The organism is Mesorhizobium sp. M7A.F.Ca.MR.176.00.0.0, from assembly GCF_004023165.1.
Taxonomy (GTDB): Bacteria; Pseudomonadota; Alphaproteobacteria; order Rhizobiales; family Rhizobiaceae; genus Mesorhizobium.
The window spans coordinates 1-17,660 of sequence record NZ_RZTC01000006.1 but is presented as its reverse complement, the minus strand read 5'-3'; the positions used below and the strand labels follow the sequence as shown (position 1 = coordinate 17,660).

Annotated in this window: 16 protein-coding genes; 3 read left to right on the top strand and 13 right to left on the bottom strand. The window is 63.8% G+C overall.

Annotated elements, in window-relative coordinates; genetic code table 11:
- Positions 1–82 precede the first annotated feature (82 nt).
- Complete coding sequence (locus EOB59_RS03710) at positions 83–835, top strand: DUF5131 family protein (protein ID WP_023810743.1); 753 nt, start codon at positions 83–85, stop codon at positions 833–835.
- Here EOB59_RS03710 and EOB59_RS03705 read toward each other — a convergent pair.
- The 7 genes from EOB59_RS03705 to EOB59_RS03675 all read right to left on the bottom strand — a co-directional run bounded on the left by EOB59_RS03705 (position 832) and on the right by EOB59_RS03675 (position 8,948).
- Positions 832–1,683 (bottom strand): three-Cys-motif partner protein TcmP, encoded by an 852-nt coding sequence (locus EOB59_RS03705; RefSeq protein ID WP_127395505.1) that lies wholly within the window; start codon positions 1,681–1,683, stop codon positions 832–834. The two genes, EOB59_RS03710 and EOB59_RS03705, sit on opposite strands and share 4 nt — an antisense overlap.
- A 116-nt stretch (positions 1,684–1,799) precedes the next feature.
- Positions 1,800–2,261 (bottom strand): MarR family transcriptional regulator, encoded by a 462-nt coding sequence (locus EOB59_RS03700; RefSeq protein ID WP_127395504.1) that lies wholly within the window; start codon positions 2,259–2,261, stop codon positions 1,800–1,802.
- Complete coding sequence (locus EOB59_RS03695; protein WP_127395503.1) at positions 2,258–2,842, bottom strand: amino acid synthesis family protein; 585 nt, start codon at positions 2,840–2,842, stop codon at positions 2,258–2,260. The genes EOB59_RS03700 and EOB59_RS03695 overlap by 4 nt, the downstream gene beginning before the upstream one ends.
- Positions 2,835–3,719 (bottom strand): UPF0280 family protein, encoded by an 885-nt coding sequence (locus tag EOB59_RS03690; RefSeq protein WP_128287697.1) that lies wholly within the window; start codon positions 3,717–3,719, stop codon positions 2,835–2,837. Before EOB59_RS03690 ends, EOB59_RS03695 begins: the two co-directional genes overlap by 8 nt.
- Positions 3,719–5,260, bottom strand: coding sequence for a 6-hydroxynicotinate reductase (locus EOB59_RS03685; protein ID WP_127395501.1), 1,542 nt, complete (start codon positions 5,258–5,260; stop codon positions 3,719–3,721). The genes EOB59_RS03690 and EOB59_RS03685 overlap by 1 nt, the downstream gene beginning before the upstream one ends.
- On the bottom strand, positions 5,257–8,091 hold the full coding sequence (locus EOB59_RS03680) for a molybdopterin-dependent oxidoreductase (RefSeq protein ID WP_128287696.1): 2,835 nt from the start codon (positions 8,089–8,091) through the stop codon (positions 5,257–5,259). The genes EOB59_RS03685 and EOB59_RS03680 overlap by 4 nt, the downstream gene beginning before the upstream one ends.
- The gene (locus tag EOB59_RS03675; protein WP_128287695.1) at positions 8,088–8,948 is read right to left on the bottom strand and encodes a xanthine dehydrogenase family protein subunit M; all 861 of its coding nucleotides are present in this window, start codon (positions 8,946–8,948) and stop codon (positions 8,088–8,090) included. The genes EOB59_RS03680 and EOB59_RS03675 overlap by 4 nt, the downstream gene beginning before the upstream one ends.
- A gap of 245 nt (positions 8,949–9,193) precedes the next feature.
- On the opposite strand from EOB59_RS03675, the gene pncA reads away from it, so the two are divergent.
- On the top strand, positions 9,194–9,808 hold the full coding sequence (pncA, locus tag EOB59_RS03670) for a bifunctional nicotinamidase/pyrazinamidase (protein ID WP_127395498.1): 615 nt from the start codon (positions 9,194–9,196) through the stop codon (positions 9,806–9,808).
- 244 nt (positions 9,809–10,052) lie between these two features.
- Positions 10,053–11,447, top strand: a complete 1,395-nt coding sequence (locus EOB59_RS03665; protein ID WP_245482578.1) for a sodium:proton antiporter — start codon at positions 10,053–10,055, stop codon at positions 11,445–11,447.
- Here EOB59_RS03665 and EOB59_RS03660 read toward each other — a convergent pair whose 3' ends face one another.
- From EOB59_RS03660 to EOB59_RS03635, 6 genes are all read right to left on the bottom strand, one after another.
- Positions 11,448–12,167: an ABC transporter ATP-binding protein gene (locus EOB59_RS03660; protein WP_128287694.1), complete on the bottom strand. Its 720-nt coding sequence runs from the start codon at positions 12,165–12,167 to the stop codon at positions 11,448–11,450.
- Positions 12,164–12,892, bottom strand: coding sequence for an ABC transporter ATP-binding protein (locus tag EOB59_RS03655; RefSeq protein WP_127321451.1), 729 nt, complete (start codon positions 12,890–12,892; stop codon positions 12,164–12,166). Before EOB59_RS03655 ends, EOB59_RS03660 begins: the two co-directional genes overlap by 4 nt.
- Positions 12,889–13,851 carry a branched-chain amino acid ABC transporter permease gene (locus tag EOB59_RS03650; protein ID WP_128287693.1) on the bottom strand — a complete coding sequence of 321 codons (963 nt, stop codon included), beginning with the start codon at positions 13,849–13,851 and terminating at the stop codon, positions 12,889–12,891. The genes EOB59_RS03655 and EOB59_RS03650 overlap by 4 nt, the downstream gene beginning before the upstream one ends.
- Positions 13,848–14,729, bottom strand: coding sequence for a branched-chain amino acid ABC transporter permease (locus EOB59_RS03645; protein WP_128287692.1), 882 nt, complete (start codon positions 14,727–14,729; stop codon positions 13,848–13,850). The genes EOB59_RS03650 and EOB59_RS03645 overlap by 4 nt, the downstream gene beginning before the upstream one ends.
- Positions 14,730–14,767: 38 nt before the next feature.
- Positions 14,768–16,072, bottom strand: coding sequence for an ABC transporter substrate-binding protein (locus tag EOB59_RS03640; protein ID WP_128287691.1), 1,305 nt, complete (start codon positions 16,070–16,072; stop codon positions 14,768–14,770).
- 128 nt (positions 16,073–16,200) lie between these two features.
- A complete protein-coding gene (locus EOB59_RS03635) occupies positions 16,201–17,643 on the bottom strand; it encodes a hypothetical protein (RefSeq protein WP_128287690.1) in 1,443 nt (480 codons plus the stop codon).
- Positions 17,644–17,660: the final 17 nt, after the last annotated feature.

Below are 17,660 nucleotides of genomic sequence, written 5' to 3'. Positions count from 1 at the left end.
CCGGAACCTCTTCACCCGTCGAACTCGATAACGGAAGCTTCATCACCTTGAATTAACCATCAACGTGAAGGAGAATCTTCCTATGGCTGAGACTTCGATCGAATGGACCGACGCGACGTGGAACCCGGTGGCCGGCTGCACGATCCTGACCGCCGGTTGTACGAACTGCTACGCGATGCGCATGGCGGCACGACTAGATGCCATGGGCATGAACAAGTACCAGGGCTTAACACGGAAGACGGGTGGCCGGGCGAAGTGGACCGGCAAAGTCATCACCGATCCGAAATCGCTGTCGATCCCCGCAACTTGGTCAAAACCACGCCGCGTCTTCGTGAACTCGATGTCCGATCTCTTTCATGTCGATGTGCCAGCCGATTTCATTCGGCAGGTATGGGCTGTGATGGAAGAGACGCCACGGCATACTTATCAGATTCTAACGAAGCGCCCGGAAGTCATGGCCAAGGTTCTGACGCGTGGCGACTTTCCCGTTCTGCCGAATGTCTGGCTCGGGACCAGCGTTGAAGACCATCGAGTGCTGGGCAGACTCGATGACCTTCGCCGAGTGCCAGCAGCAATCCGGTTCGTTTCTCTAGAGCCGTTGATTGGATCTGTGGCCGGTGCCAATCTCACCGGTATTCAATGGGCAATCGTTGGCGGTGAAAGCGGGCCAGGGGCACGGGATATGAATCCTCACTGGGTCGACGAGATCGAAACGATGTGCCGACGCGCGGGCACGGCATTCTTCTTCAAGCAGTGGGGAGGCAATAATAAGAAAGCCGCCGGTCGTATGCTCAATGGTCGTATCTACGATGAGATGCCGTCAGCTACCGCCTAGAAAAGGTTGCCCTGTCTTTGGTTGTTGGCAGCGACCTTCCAAAACGCCAGAGCGAGTTCATGCTTGGCGGCTAGCAGAAGCCAATATAGCGGCTGGTTGCCGGGTCCGGTTACTAGCTTGGGTTCGGGGGAGGGCCATACGCCGAGTCGTCCAACAAGTTCCGACCAATAACGCAAAATTGCCTGGCGTGTTGCCTTGGCGTTTCCCGCTTTGATGGCGTCACGCCAGCCAGGAATGAAGGCATCGAACACCGTCGAGTCGCCCGACGAGTATTTGTCGAGGTTCCGCTGCAGGTCCATTTGGCTGACATGTACAAGCATGTCGACGTACCGAAGGTCTGACAGCGTCCTGATCATCTCGAAGTTGAGCGTCTCCAGGTTGTAAGGATCCAGGTATGCGAAATTCAAGCTATGAGGGTTCACAACGCCGACGACCGTCTTGATGGTGGCAACAGCATTACCCGTGAAAGCCACGACCGGAGCGTTCAGCGCTTGTAGCCGTTTCTTGCAAGCCTCAACCCGCCCGGGTTCGATATCTCCGATATATACCGCAGAGAATGGCGTTCTGCTGTCCGCACTCTTCTTCCAGGCAGCAACCACACCGCCATCAATGAACTCATTGGTGCCGCGAATCCTGCATCTGCCCGGTCCACAGAACGGATCAATCAGAGTTGCTCCAGCCTTTCCGTGATCGAGCCATTTTGATCGGACGCCACGGCTGATGTCGACATAACGACATAGATACTCGTGCTTAGTTTTGGCCCAGGCGCCGACCTCCTCTACGGGCGATCCGTCGTCGCCTTGAACAAGCTGCCCCACAAACGCCCCCGTTTTGATCGATCCAATCATCTTTGGTGTCAATCGACAAGCAACGAGCTAACCGCATTCGCCTGAGGCGAACTCTTCTCCGACAGCTATATTACATAAGGCCTTGCTAGTCGGCCCATTCTCGCGGCAGCGCCGCTCTAAGCCAGCTTCACCAGCAGCTTCATGAAGGTGGCGATCTCCTTGGCGGAGAGCGGCGCCAGCGTTTCCTGGGTGATCTCGCGCGCCAGCGGGATCAGGCGGTCGATGGCATCGCGGCCTGCCGCGGTCAGATTGACCAGCAGCCGTCTCTTGTCGACCTCGTGCCTGGAAAGCTCAACCAGGCCGCGCGCCTTCAGCCGGTCGATGACGCCCTTCACCGTCGCCGCATCCATCGCGATCAGCGTGCCGAGCTGGTTCTGCGAGGTCTCGCCGACGTCACGCAGCTTGGCCAACGCCGCGAATTGCGGCGGCGTCAGATCGCCGATATGCGCGGCAAAGATCGCCACATGGCGCTGATGCGCCTTGCGCAGGATGAAGCCGACCTGCTCCTGCAGGAGGTAATCCTGGTCGTCCGGCGCCTCGACCTCGACCAGCTTGAGCAGATTGTCCTCGGCGCTCACCGCAAGCCATCCCAGGCTTTGATGTCATCGGCCGCGAGACCACCCATGCGATCGTGGATGCGCGGGCCACAGGTCATGGCGAGGCAGAACAGGATTTCGTCCGGGCGCGGACCATCGCTGATGCCGACTTCCATGGCGTCGAAATGGCTGCGCACATAGGCGGCGTTGATGTGGCCGAGCGGTACATCGAGCTTTGAACCGAACGCGCCGACCTTCTTGGCCGACGGCACGATCGCCTTGGCGTCGCCGAGCCGTTCGCGCATGGCGTAGCCGCCGGGCACATGCCACAGCGCACCGTGCTCCAACTCGCCCGCCGTGCCGACAATGGCGCCCTTGCCGTAGCCGTCGATCTGCTTGACGTCGCCGCCGAGCGCCGCGATCAGCCGATCGGCGAGCAACAGGCCGAGCGGCTTCAGATCGTCCATGGCGCTCTGCAAGTCTTCGACATAGCGCCCGGCGAACGGGTTTTTCACCAGGGCCATGGCGGCGGCGCGGCGGCGCGGCACCTGGGCCACCGGCCCGCCCTCGTGAAAAATCTCTTCGGTCAGCACCGCGATTTTGCGGATCGAAAACTCAGGCATGGGCAACTTCCTCCCTCGAACTTTTGTTGGGCGCTGCAAGCGCGACCGAGCCACTGATGCGGATCTCACCGCCAAGAAACAGCGCCGATCCGGCAATCAGGCCGCGCCGGCGAAAATCTTCGGCGACGGCAAGGCCATTGTCCAGCGCCCGCGCCACTTCGCCAAGGCCAAGCGTGCCGACACCATGTGTCACCAGCCGCGCGCCGAGATCGCTGTCGGGCGACAGTTCGTGCGCGGGAATGCGCTTGATGGCTGGATTGCCGGGCAGGTCCACCGCGTTGGCAATGAGGGTCGCCGCCGCATCGGCCTCGGCGCCGGTCCGCGCGAGCACGGTGACGGCGTCGGCAATGCCAAGCGAGAAGGAGCGGCCGCGCCAGCCGCTGGTGGCAACGCCGCGAACGCGATCTTCCGCGCGGATCGTGATCCGGTCCGCCATGCCGTTACCGGTGCCGGCGACCGCCAATCCCATCGACTGTCCCCTGCCGATATGGATTGCGCAGTCGCCACCATTGTTGACATAGGCGCGATCGAGCTTGCGGCCGGCAAGCAATGCGGCGAGCATTTCGTCGGCTACCGATCCCGCGACGGCGGCCATCGGTGTTATGAAGCATTCCGCCAGGGGCATGACGGCTGCTTCCATGCGGCGCGCCGTCGGGCCGGCGAAGGTGCGCGGCGCCAGGAAAAACGCCGGTAGTCGCAATTCGGGGAGCTCCTCGACCAGCTCCATCAGGATCGTCTGGAACCGCGCTACCGCCTGTTCATAGGCTCGGCGGCATTCATCCGCCTCACCAAAAACCTCGACGATCAGGTCGATCGGCCCGTGGTTGAGATGGAGCCGCTTGCCGTCCTGCAGCCAGTTGGCTTGCGGGCCTTGCATCACCCGGCCCCGTTCGAGCCGGCACGGCGCAGCTGCGCGAGTGGCGGCCATGGATTGGTGGCTTCGGCGCCTGTGCCGCGGCGCGGATTCAGGTACTCACCGCCTTTTGCGACAATATCCTCGACGCTGCGGATCTCGGCCTCGTACCCGCCGAGCCTGACATAGTCGTCGCGGCGCAGCGTGAATTCGATAGGCGCCACCAGCGCCGGCGTCGGCACATAGCCGAAGGCACCCTCAGGCACTCTGGTGACATCGACCATCAGCGTGATGCCGCCGCCCGGCCAGACATAGACCGGCGCGCCGCCGACCGTGACATAGGTGGTCAGGCCCTGAACCGAGCGGGTGAGATTGACCGGGTTTTCGGTGACGCCGGCCCGCAGCGAGCCGCCGGCGCCGCCGATGAACAGCACTGTGCACAAAGCTGGCTCGCAATTGTCCTCGATCAGCCCGACCGACTTCTGCAGCCGTTCGGGGAAAGGTTTTTGCACCGGTTTCAGTTCGTCGTCGAGTTCGTAATAGGCGAACTGTTCCCCGGTGGTCGACACCATCAGCAGCGAAAGGCCCGGCCGCGCGCCTTTCTTGGCATTCCATTCGCCGAGGATCGACAGCGGGTCTGAAATGCTGGTGCCGCCCCAGCCCAGCCCGGGTTCGGAGACCTTGAAATAGCGGCCCGGCGTCGAACGGCGGCCGACTATTTTTATACCTGTATCCTGCCAGCCCAGCACCTTGCCGGCCTGATGCTCGGAAACGACGCCGGTGATGTGGTCGTCGACCACCACCACCTCGTCGACAAGGCCGCGCCATTGCGTGGCGAACATGCCGATGGTGGCCGAGCCGCAGCCGACACGCATGCGGTGTTCCTGCTTGCCGTCGATGACTGGTGCTTTGCCGGCTTCGACTATGATGGTGGCGCCGCCATCGATGGCCAGTTCCACCGGCTTGCGGTTGCACAGATTGAGCAGCGCGTCACAGGTGGCGCGACCCTCGGCCTTGGAGCCGCCGGTGAGGTGATGGACACCGCCCAGCGACAGCATCTGCGAGCCATATTCGCCTGTGGTGACATGGCCGATCGCTTCGCCGGCTGCGCGGACTATTGCCGTCTCGGGTCCGATATGCCGGTCGGTATCGATCTTCACCTTGACGCCGCAGTACGAAAAAATGCCTTCGGTGACGACGGTGACGAGATCGACGCCCTCGACTTCCTGGCTGACGATGAACGGGGCCGGCTTGTAGTCGGGATAGGTGGTGCCGGCGCCTATTGCGGTGACGAAGCGGCGGCCGGTGTTGACCAGTTCGCCGTCCCATGCCTCGCCCTCGGCGACGAACGGTACGATTGCCGCGCCGGTCTCGGCCGCATGGTCGAGGATGGTCAGCGGGTCCGTCCGCACGATCCTGCCGCCGACATTGCCGTAGCGGTCGCATGCTCCGGTGCGCCCGTCAGCGATGTAGCACATCACCGGACAGGCATCGCAGCGGATCTTCTCCGCCACCAGCTTCTCGCCGGGATCATGGGTTTCGAAGCGCTCGGCAAGCTCGCTCATCGGCGTGCCTCCTTTTCGCGGATGCCATCTTTTTCGCGGATGCCAGCGCGGATACGCGTCGGCGTCGCCGGAATCTTGGTGACCAGCACACCGGTGGCGTGGCGGATGGCGTTGAGGATCGCCGGCGCCGTCGGGATCAGCACGTGCTCGCCCAAACCCTTGGCACCAAAGGGTCCTTCCGGATCCGGAACTTCTATCAGGATGGTCTCGATCGGCGGCACGTCGCCAATGGTCGGGATGAGATAATCGTGCAGATTCTCGGTGCGGCCGGGGATATACTCTTCCATCAGCGCCATGCCGATGCCTTGCGCAATGCCGCCTTCGATCTGGCCCTCGGCCAGCAGCGGGTTGATCGCCTTGCCGACATCATGCGCGGCGGTGATTTTCAGCAGCTTCACCGTGCCGAGCTTGAGGTCGACCTCCAATTCGGCGATCTGCGCGCCATAGCCGTAGACGGCGTAGGGTTTGCCCTGGCCCTTGGCGTCGAGGGGCAGCGTCGGCGGGTCGTAGGTCTCCTCGGCGCGAAAGACGAAGCCTTCGGCATCCACGTCCAATGTAGCGAGATCGATGCGGCGGGTGGCTTCTCCCTCGCGGATGACGATCACCGAACCGTCCAGTTGCAGAGCGGCTTTTTCCGAAACATTGGCGAAGCGCAGGATCTTTTCGCGCAAGGCGCGGCCAGCCTTTTCGGCCGCCTTGCCGGTGACGAAGGTCTGGCGCGAGGCCGAGGTCTTGCCGGCGTCGGGGGTGATGGCTGTATCGGCGCTCTTCAACTGGAATTTCTCAAGCGGCAGGCCGAGCGCGTCGGCGCATATCTGGGCGATGACCGTGTTCGATCCCTGGCCGATATCGACGGCGCCCTGGTGCAGGATGACCGTGCCGTCAGCCGCGATGCCGACCCGGATGGTCGACGGATTGGGCAGCGAGGTGTTGCCGCAGCCATACCAGCAGGACGCGACGCCAACGCCGCGCTTTCTATCCCTGCTGGCACGGTTGAACGCATCCGCATCGGCCGTTGCGCGCACCCAGTGCGGCTGCAGCGATTCGAGGCATTCGGCAATGCCGACGCCGGACTCCAGAAGCTGCCCGGTAACCGTTTCGGATCCGTTACGAAGGCAGTTCTTCAAGCGAAAATCGAGCCGGTCCATGCCGAGCTTGCCGGCTAGCTCGTCATACAGCGTCTCCTGCATGATCGTCGCTTGCGGCACGCCGAAGCCGCGGAAGGCGCCGGAGATCGGCCCATGCGTGTGGATGGCGCGGCCTTCGGCGCGGTAATTCGGCGTCGCATAGGGTCCGGAGGCGTGCACCGGCACGCGGTTGGCCACGGTAGGGCCCCAGCTTGCATACGCGCCGGTGTTGAAGTCACCTTCGAAGATCATGCTGGTGACAATGCCGTCGGCATCGGCGCCGATGGTCGCCTTCATCTCGGCCGGATGGCGCTTGGTGGTCGACACCATCGATTCGTTGCGGGTGTAGGCAAGTGCCGCCGGCCGCCCCGTCTTTATCGCCACAAGGCCAATCAGCGGCTGCAGCGAAACGTCGAGTTTGGAGCCGAAACCGCCGCCGGTCGCGGTCGGCACGATGCGCACCTTGTCGACGGCTAGGCCGAGCACCTTCGCCGTCTCGTCGCGGTCCATATAGGGCGCCTGGGTGCAGGCGACGACGACCAGCGTGTCGCCGTCCAGATAGGCATAGCCGGCTTCCGGTTCGATATAGGCGTGCTCGACATAGGAGGTGTCGATGGCGCCAGAGACGGTGAAAGCCGCGCCGGCAAGCGCTGCTTCCGGATCGCCGCGTTCGACGAAGCCGGAGGTCAGCAAGTTTGCCGGCCTGTTCTCATGAATGAGCTTGGCACCCTCGGCGCGCGCTTCGCAGGATTGGAGAACATGCGGTAATTCGGTCCAGCGGATCGGAAAGTCCGAGAGGTCGAGATCGAGCATCGCCTCGCGCTCGCCGGCGACCAGCGCCACAGCCTCACCGCGAAGGCGGGCAAACCTTTCTGCCAGCGCCGGCTGGTCGGCGAACGGGCCGATGACGCCGAAACAGTTTTTTCCCGGAATGTCAGCGGCGGTGAAGACACCGGCAACGCCGGGATGTGCCTTCTCCCAGCCGTCCAGATCGCCGAAGGCGAAGCTGGCGTGATAATGCGGCGAGCGGACCACCAGCACGGCCAGCGCATCGGCGGGGAAGGAATCGCCGCCGAATTTCTCAGCCCCGGTGACCTTCGGCAGGCCGTCGAGCCGGACGGGCGAGGAGCCGATCGCATGGCCTGATCGAGGCAAGCGGAAATCGAGGCTTGCGCCCTGCAGGGACGCATCCATCACCGCCGCGATGATCTTCCGGTAGCCGGTGCAGCGGCAGAGAATACCGCCCAGCGCATCCTGCACCTCGGCCTCGGTCGGGCTTGGCTGTTTGTCCAGCAACGCCGTTGCCGCGACCAGCAGCGCCGGCGTGCAGATGCCGCACTGCGCCGCGCCATGGGCAAGGAACGAGGCCTGCAGCGCCGACAGCCGGCCATTGGCGAGGCCTTCGACGGATGTTACCGCCGTCCCGGCGGCGGAAGCCGCCGACATCAGGCAGGCGCAGACGGGATCGCCGTCGACCAGCACCGTACAGGCGCCGCAGTCGCCGGCGTCGCAGCCGACCTTCGTGCCGGTCAACAGCAATTCATCGCGCAGCACCAGGGACAGGCGGCGCAGGGGCGGCACATTGACCGAGATGGCGGCGCCGTTGACCTCGAAGGCGATATCGGCGCGCAAAGCGCCGAAGCCTGGCTGGGCCCTGCCCGGATCGGGCAGGGCTTCACGCGCGTCAGGCTGAATTTGGCTCATGCCGCCACCTCTTCGCCAGTCGTAAGCCCCATAGCCGCGAGCACCGTGCGGGCAACAATCTCGCGCACCGCATCGAGCCGGTATTCGGCGCTGCCGCGCACATCGGCGATCGGCGACAGTTCTGCCATCGGCGCGGCCAGGACCGCGTCGGCGAGTCCGCCGTCCACCGGCAGACCGTGCAGCGCGGCTTCGACGCCGGCCAGCCGCTTGGCCACCACCGAACAGGAGCCGGCGGCGACCGCCGCTTGCCGGACAAGGCCATCCTGGACGACCAGACGCGCCGCCACCATGGCGATGGAAATGACGAGATAACGGCGCGCGCCGAGCTTGACGAAAGCCGACATGCCCGCAGCGGCGGTTCTCGGCACGCGGATCGCCGTAACCATCTCACCGGGCAGCAGAGCCGTGTGGCGATTGCCGAGAATGAAGTCCTGCAGCGGCAGGTGCCGCGTCGCGGCAACTGAGCGCAGCTCGACCTCCGCGTCGAGGACGAGCAGGGCCGGCACGCCGTCTGCGGCAGGCGATGCGTTGCAGAGATTGCCGGCGACCGAGGCGACGTTCTGGATCTGCACCGAGCCAACCTCACGCGCCGCCTGTTTCAGCGCATCGAAGGCCGGCGGCAAGGGATGGCGGACGATGTCGGTCCAGGTCGTGCGCGCGCCGATGACGAAATGATCGCTCGTCTCGGCAATGCCGCGCAGCGAAGCCAGGCCGTTAACGTCGAGAACATTGTCGCGGAAGGGTTTGCTGCCCTGTGCCGGATAAAAATCGGTGCCGCCGGCAAGGATGCGCCAGGCGCCCTCGCCAAGCAAAGCGAGCGCTTCGTCGACCGAGGTGGGTTTCGCGTAACGGATCACGCTTTGCCTTCCAGAAAGGAACTTTCCGAATCCGGTATTTCCGGCGTTCGAGCCGAGAAACTCATTCGTATGCAAATGATATCAAGCCCGCAGGATTTGTCAAAGCCCGAGTTTGCGGCGGCCCGGCCGGCACGCATTTGTTATGTCACGAGAGGTTGACGCCGCCGGCCATCTGGTCAAGTTTCTGCGTCCGGTCGCGTCAGCGGCATTTTCCACTGGAGCCTGCATACGGAAGAGGAAAGCCCATGGCCGACGAAGCGCTTGTTGTCATCGACCTGCAGAACGATTTTTGTCCCGGCGGCGCGCTGGCGGTTGCCGGCGGCGATGAGATCGTGCCGCTGGTCAACGACCTGATCCGGCGAACCGACCACGTCGTGCTGACGCAGGACTGGCATCCCGCCGGTCATTCCAGCTTTGCCTCCAGCCATCCGGGCGCGCAGCCTTTCACGATGATCGAAATGCCCTATGGTCAGCAGACGCTGTGGCCGGACCACTGCATCCAGGGCAGCCTGGGCTCGGATTTCCATTCCGGCCTCGCCTGGACCAAGGCCGAGCTCGTCATTCGCAAGGGATTTCGGCCTGATATCGACAGCTATTCGGCTTTCTTCGAGAACGACCGCACGACCCAGACCGGCCTTGCCGGCTACCTCCGGGAGCGCGGCATCGACACGCTGACCCTGGTCGGGCTGGCGACCGATTTCTGCGTCGGCTTTTCGGCGCTGGACGCCGTCAGCCAGGGCTTCAAAACCACAGTGCGGCTCGATGCCTGCCGCGGCATCGATCTCAACGCTTCGCTCGATACAATGCTGCAGCGCATGCGCGACGCCGGCGTGACGCTCGAAGACCCTTTGTCGGATTGAACGGCCGTTGGGCAAGCACCCCCTCACCCGGATTGCCAGCCGAATTGCGAAGGGCAATTCGGGGCAATCCGACCTCTCCCCGAGGGGAGAGGAGGCTGCCGGCGCCGAAGCTCGTCTCTTCTCCCCAGCGGGGGTCCGAAGGACGGGCGAGGCCCGTGACTCGCCCCGGCATAGGTGGCCGCGTAGCGGCCGGATGAGGGGGCCTTTTTTATATTTGATCCCCTTGTTGGCAGCATGCGCTGCAATGATTGCCGCGATGCTGTTTCCGGCACAGGCATTCGCCGCCGAAGACCACGGCCTGCCCGGTGCTTCGATGTCGCTGTGGTGGGCGCTGCCCTTTGCCGGGCTGCTATTGTCGATCGCCACCGGTCCGCTGCTGTTTCCTCATGTCTGGGAACATCACTACGGCAAGATATCGGCCCTTTGGGCCGCACTGGTGATCGTGCCGCTGGCGGCTGCCTTCGGTGGTCCCACAGCGACCGAAGCGGTGCTGCATGCGTTGCTCACGGAATACATGTCGTTCATCATCCTGCTGTTTGCGCTGTTCACCATTTCGGGCGGCATTCTCCTTGCCGGCAACATTCACGGCACGCCGCTGGTGAATGCAAGCCTGCTGCTGGTCGGCGCGCTGCTGGCCTCGGTGATAGGCACGACCGGTGCCTCGATGATCCTGATCCGGCCGATCATCCGCGCCAACGATAACAGGCCGTTCAACGCCCATGTCGTCATCTTCTTCATCTTCCTGGTGTCCAACATCGGCGGCTCGCTGACGCCGCTTGGCGATCCGCCGCTGTTCGTCGGCTTCCTCAGAGGTGTCGACTTCTTCTGGACGACCGCCAATCTCTGGCGCGAGACCCTGTTCGTCGGCGGTGCCGTGCTGGCCGTCTTCCTGGGCATCGACATCATCCTGCATCGGCGCGAGGCTGGCGCGCCGAAGATCAAGGATCCGACGCCGGACACGACGGTGCGTCTGCGCGGCCTGGCCAACCTTCCGCTGCTGGCAGGTGTGATCGGCGCCATCCTGCTGTCGGCGGCCTGGAAGCCGGGCGTCAGCTTCTCCGTGTTCGGGGTCAGCCTGGAACTGCAGAACCTGGTGCGCGATGCCATCATCCTGGCGCTCGCCCTGCTGTCGCTTCCGCTCTCCTACAAGAGCCACCGCGAGGCGAACGGCTTCAACTGGGGTCCGATAGCGGAGGTGGCCAAATTGTTTGCCGGCATCTTCGTCTGCATCGTGCCGGTCATCGCCATCCTCAGGGCGAGCCATGAGGGGGCACTGGCGCCGCTGGTGTCGCTTGTCAGTTCACCCTCGGGTGCGCCCAACGATCTCGCCTATTTCTGGCTGACAGGGGCATTGTCGTCCTTCCTCGACAATGCGCCGACCTATCTGGTGTTTTTCGAGCTTGCCGGTGGCGACCCAAGGCACCTGATGACGGAGTTCGCTTCGACGCTTGCCGCGATCTCGGCCGGAGCCGTGTTCATGGGCGCCAACACCTATATCGGCAATGCACCGAACTTCATGGTCTACGCCATCGCCCGCCATCGCGGCGTGAAGATGCCGGGCTTCTTCGGCTACATGCTGTGGTCTGGGCTGGTGCTGATCCCGACATTTTTGGTCGCGGGCTTTCTGTTCTTCGGCTGATCACCCGACGCCGACATAGCGGCGCACCGCCGACGGGTCGGCGCGCAACTCCTCGACGTCGACCGTCTCGCGGTTGCGGCCGTTTTCGATGAAGGCAACGTGGTCGGCGACCGAAAGCACGGCATCGACACGCTGCTCGACCAGGATGGTCGAGACGCCCATGTCGCGCAGCTTCGACACCGTCTCGCGGATCTTGGCGATCATCGACGGCATCAGCCCTTCGGTTGGCTCGTCGAGCAGCAGCACTTGCGGTTCGAGACAGAGCGCGCGCGCCATGGCCAGCATCTGCTGTTCGCCGCCGGACAATGTGCCGGAACGCTGCCGCAGCCGCTGGCGCAGCAATGGAAAGAGGTCGAGCACGTTTTCACGCGTCGCCTTGCCCTTGCCGCGCGCCATCAGGCCGATCTCGATGTTCTCGGCCACCGTCATTTCGGCGAACAGCCGCCTTCCCTGCGGCACATAGGCGACGCCGGCCTTGGGCACTTCATGCGCCGGCAGACCAGTCAACTCTTGGCCAGCCAGTTTGATCGAGCCGGCGCTTGAGGGAACCAGTCCCATGATGGCTTTCAGCGTCATCGTCTTGCCGGCGCCATTGCGGCCGAACAGGCACAGCACCTCGCCCTTGTTCAGCACCAGGTCGAGGCCATAGAGCACCTGGACCTCGCCATAGTAGCAGTCCAGTCCAGAGATGGTCAGCGCCTCGGACTTTGCCTCGGTCATGGGGCGGTCCCCAGATAGGCTTCCTGCACCGCCGCGTTCTCGCGGATCGCTTCGGGGGTGCCTTCGGCGAGGATCTTGCCGGCATTGAAGACGGTGATGCGGTCGGCGAGTTGCATGACGACAGGCATGTTGTGCTCGATCAGAAGCACGGTGGCGTTCTTGGCGATCTCGCGCACCAGGGTGATGAAATTGTCGATCTCGCTGTCGGCCAGTCCTTGCGTCGGCTCGTCGAGGATCAGCAGGCGCGGCTTCAGCGCCAGGCCCATCGCCACTTCCAGCAGGCGCTGATGGCCGTAGGACAATTGGCCGGCCGGCATGTGGGCACGATCGGCCAGGCCGGTGCGTTCCAGTGCGGTCATGACAGCGGCCTGTATCGCGCTCTTGGAATGACTGCCATGCCGCTGCGTCAGTTGCGCGGGCAGCGCGACGTTGGCGTAAACGGACAGGTTGGCATAGACGCTGGTGAGCTGGAAGGTGTAGGCGATGCCCCTGCGCACCCTGACATAGGCAGGCAGATTGGTGATGTCGGCGCCGTCGAACACGATCATGCCGGCAGACGGCTGGATGCGGCCGCTGACCAGGCTGACGAAGGTGGTCTTCCCCGCCCCGTTGGGGCCGATCACGGCGCGGATCTCGCCCGGCATCAGCGCGAAATCGACATTGTCGACGGCGCGCAGACCACCGAAATTGCGCGACAGGCCCTTGGTGGTCAAAAGCGGCATCATGGCAGCCACCCGAGCCAGCGCTGGCGGATGCTGCCCAGAATGCCTTTCGGGAAAAACAGCACCAGCAGGATCAGCGCGATGCCGACGATCAGCAGATAGGCGGAGGTGTAGCCGCTGGTGATATCAATGACATAGTACATGAACAGCGTGCCGATCAGCGGTCCGAGCGTCGTCGCGGCACCCCCCAGCAGCACCCACAGCAGCGGCAGGATCGAATACTGCACCGACGCGAAGCTCGATCCGACATAGCCGAACAGCAGCGCATAGGCGGCCCCCGAGGCCGCGCAGATGATGCCGGAGATGACGACGGCGGCGAGCTTGTTCGAAAACGTATCGTAGCCGAGCATCTTCGTGCGCTCCTCATTCTCGCGGATGGCGACCAGCACGCGGCCATAGCGGGAGCGGACGATGGCCAATGTGACGAGCAGCACGATGGAAAACAGCGCCAGCGCTGTCATGTAGCGCACCGTCGGATTGGTGAGTTCGAGCGATGTAGCGCCAAAGCTGAGCACCCGCGCCGGCTGCGGCACGACCATGCCTTGGTCGCCGCCGGTCCAAGTCGCGAAGTAGAGGATGAGGAGGTAGAACACTTGAGCGAACATCATGGTGACGATCATGAAGGCGACGCCCGTGGTGCGCAACGCCAGCAGGCCGATCACGAGTGAAACAACAACACCACAGCCGAGGCCCGAGGCGAATGCCGCTGGTACGCTCCAGCCGAGCTGGATGACGGCAAGGCCGGCGCCATAGAGCCCGGCGGCGAAGAACATCGCATGGCCGAGGCTGAGCAGGCCGACATAGCCGAACAGCATGTTGTAGCCCATGGCAAAGACCGCCAGCACCATGATGCGGGCAAGCAGGCCGTGATAGTAGTCCGGCAGCAGGAAGCTCAGCACGAAGAGCAGGGCGATGACGCCGAGATGCAGGGCATAGGCTTTTGCCGGCGAAGCTTCGGTCATCGCGATGCCGTCCCGAACAGGCCTTGCGGGCGGAACACCAGCACCATGGCGACGAGCAGCGTGGCAATGATCTTGGCCAGCGTCGGCGAGAAGAACATCGATATGATGCCGTCGGAGAGGCCGATCAGCACGGCGGCGACGACCGTTCCGCGCAGTGAGCCGAGGCCGCCGATGATGACAACGATGAAGGAGAGCAGCAGCGGATCCTGTCCCATCAGATAGTGCGCCTGGCTGATCGGCACGATCAGCACCGCGGCAATGGCCGCCAGCATGGCACCGAGGGCGAAGACACCGCCATAGACACGGCCGACAGGGATGCCGAAGGCCTGTGCGGTTTCGCTGTCATACTGCGTGGCGCGCATGACGAGGCCGATCCTGGTGCGCGTCAGCACCAGCCATGTCGCGGTGAGCAGCAGCGCGGAAGCGGCGATAACAGACAGTTTGTAGCCGGAATAGCCGAACCACGGCAAAAGGATGCGGTAGCTGAACGGCGGCTCGACCGGCCGAGCCTCCGGGCCATAGAAGGTCAGCGCCAGCTGCTGGATGATGTAGAGCATGCCGATGGTGGCGACGATGGTGGATTCCGGATTGTAATTGAGCCGGCGCAGCACCAGCCGTTCGGCGACCAGCGCAATGGCGCCGACGATCAGCGGGGCAATCACCAGCGCCGCCAGGAAGCCGAGCGCAGGGTGACCGCCGATGGCCGTGGTGATCGCCCAGGCGAGCACCGCGCCCAGCATGAAGAACTCGCCATGCGCGACATTGACCACGCGCATGACACCGAACACCAGGGACAGCCCAAGCGCCGTCAGCGCCAGCACCGCTGATGTGACGAGGCCTTCGAGGGCAGCGAGGAGGAGGTGGGGACCAAAGTGCATCGGTTACACGCTGGCAGGCGCTTGCTGGAATGCCAAACTCACAGCGCCTGCGTCGTATAATCTCCCTCGGCCTCGTAAAGCCCGTCCTCGATCTTGGTCTTGTGCACGACCTTGAGCTTGCCGCCCTCGACCTTGGAGATGTTCTGGATACCAAAGCACTGGTGGATCTTGCCGTTGAAGGTTTTTGGCCCCTGCGGATGCTGCGGGCCTTCGGCGAACTCGGTCAGTGCCTCGGTCGCCTCGACCAGCTTGGCGCGGTCTTCCGGACCCTTGTAGCCGGCGTCTTCCATTGCCTTCTTGACGACATAGAGCGTCTCCCAGCAGCCGAACATGTGGGCTGCGGTGGAGACATCCTTGGGATCGCCGACGGCAGCGCCATTGTCATCGATGCCGACAGCGGTGCGGTAGGCCTTCTGCGCTTCGGAATCGTTGGCCTGCGCATAACGCGGCGAGCCTTCCCAGAAATGGCTGCCGTCGAGGAATTCGAGGCCGGGACTGTTGATGTCGGTGGCTTCGAGCGAATCGATGAAGCCGAACAGTTGCGGCCGGTTGGAGCCATAGAACTCGCCGAGCTCCTTGACGAAGGTCAGCACGGCCGGGCCGACCATGACGTGGTAGATCACCTCGGTCTCGGCCGGGATCTGCGGGAAGTATTTGGTGAAGGACGATTCCGTCGGCGGGATGGCGATCTGCGCGATGACCTCGCCGCCTTGCGCCTTCAGTGCCGGCGGCAGGTAGTCGCGATGGTCGTAACCGAAAGCGAAATCGGGGAAGATCTGCGTCACCTTCTTGCCGGCATTGGCCGCGATCCACGGCGCCATCGACTGGATCTGGCTCTTCACGTCGGTGATGCCGGGCTGGAAGACATAGCGGTTCAGCTTTGTCGAGGCGACGTGATGGCCTTCGCTGACGACGAAATAGGGCATCTTGTTTTCGCCGGCGGCGGGCGCAGAGCCAATGACGACATGCGAGAACAGCGTGCCGAAGACGATGTCGGTCTTGTGCTGGGTGGCGAACTTGCCGACCACCTCGGCGCCACGGCCGGGATCGGTGCCGTCATCCTCGATGATCACCTCGACCTGACGGCCGTTGATGCCGCCGGCGGCGTTGATCGCATTGACCGCGGCAGCCGTGGTCTTCTCGTACCAGCGGCCATAGGCGGCGCCGATGCCGGTGCGGTGCGACTGGAAGCCGATCTTGATCGGCGCCGAACTCTGCGCCTGGGAATAGCGGACGTAGCCGGGGGCCAGGCCCAGGCCGGCGCCGGCGACCAGACCCTTCAGCGCCGTGCGGCGGGTGAGCGTGGATCTGGAGAGATCGAAAAACCCATTCTTGTCAGTCACGGCAGTTCCCCTGTTTTTGAGTTTTGACTGGCTGTAACGAGGCAAAAAATCGCATGTGTACAAACTAAATCACCAAAGCCCCGACGTGGCAAGCGGGCTTTCCCCGAAGGCATGCTGGTCGCCTTTTCTCATCCGACAGTCGGCGTGGCAAGCAACCAGAGGCCGAAGACGGTGTAGGCGATCATCAGCAGTGTAAGCGGGAACTGGCTGAGTGCCGCGCGGGAGGGCTGTGGGTGCAGGCGCCAGGCGAAGCCGTGAGCGACGAGGACGGCGAGCACATGGCCCAGGATGATGGCGCCGGCCTGGATATTCCACAGCCACCACGCAGAGTCCGCCCCCGCAACGATGCCGGCCTCGATCTGCATGTCGGCGGTGCCGAACAGGTTCCAGCCCAGCGCCAACGGATCGGACAGTGCCGCAAGCGCATACTGGCCGTCCACGAGCAGCGCCGTCAGATAATGCGCAACGTGATAGGCAAGCGCAATCGGCACGATCGACCACACCAGCAGGCCTGCGGCCTGGCCGAGCGTGTGATCGCTGCCGGCAAGACGCTGGCCGAGCCGGACGGCAAGCAGGAACACCGCCGCCAGCAGCGCGAATGTCAGGATCAGCCCGCAAGTGCCGCTGCCGATCAGCGCGGTGCGGCCAGGAAATTCGAGCGGGTTGATGCCGAACAGGCCGAGCCAGAAGAAGGTCTTCGACAGGCCGTCGAAGGACACCGACGACAGGGCCAGCAGCAGGAAGGCGATGCCGCTTGCCGGCAGGGGCTGCGCCGTCAGCAGCTTGGCGCCGGGCCAGCACAAGCCAAGCCGGCCGTCTTGGTTTCGTTCGGCCACGGCGAAGCGCGCCACCATCGAGAAGAAAACCGTCAGGAATTCACCGCTGCGGCTCCAGCCGCGATAGCCGAACGCCAGCATGGCGAGGAAAGACAACAGCCAGTAGAGGCCGGCGGCCAAGGCCAGCCGCGCCGGATCGTCGGGCGCCGGATCGATGAGTTCGAACCAGGCGAAAGCGAAGAACAGGATGACAGCGGGCCAGCAGCCGACCCATCCGGGCAGGCGCCATGCTCCGTGATCCCGGGTCCCGAACAGGCGCGAGGCGAGACGCCATGCTCCATACCAGGGGTTCAGCCATGACCAGAGGTCGCCGAAGACACCCTGCAGCAGCGTGACGCCGGCCCACAACAGTGTCCAGATCACCAGTGGCAGAGGATTGGAAAGCGGGTCGCGGCTGCCGAAAAGGCCGGCGGCTATGAGGATTACAAAGCCGGCAAAGGAGAGCAGGCTGATGACGGTGCGGGCGGCGTTGCTGAGGGCAAACAACGGCAGGCGCCGGCGCCAGAAACGGTCCAGCAAATCCGCAGGCAGCAGCGCCAGGACGAGGAAGCTTACGGCAACGGCGAAGGCGCCGCCGATCAGATAGTAGCCGGTCGGCAGGAGCAGGACATGGCCGCGATCGGAGGCGTGGGCGAAGGCGGGGGTAGGGAGGGAGATCAAGGAAGTGGCGAGCCAAATGGGCAGAATTTGCGAAAGGAAGCACTCTACGGCGCCCCCCTCTGTCCTGCCGGACATCTCCCCCTCAAGTGGGG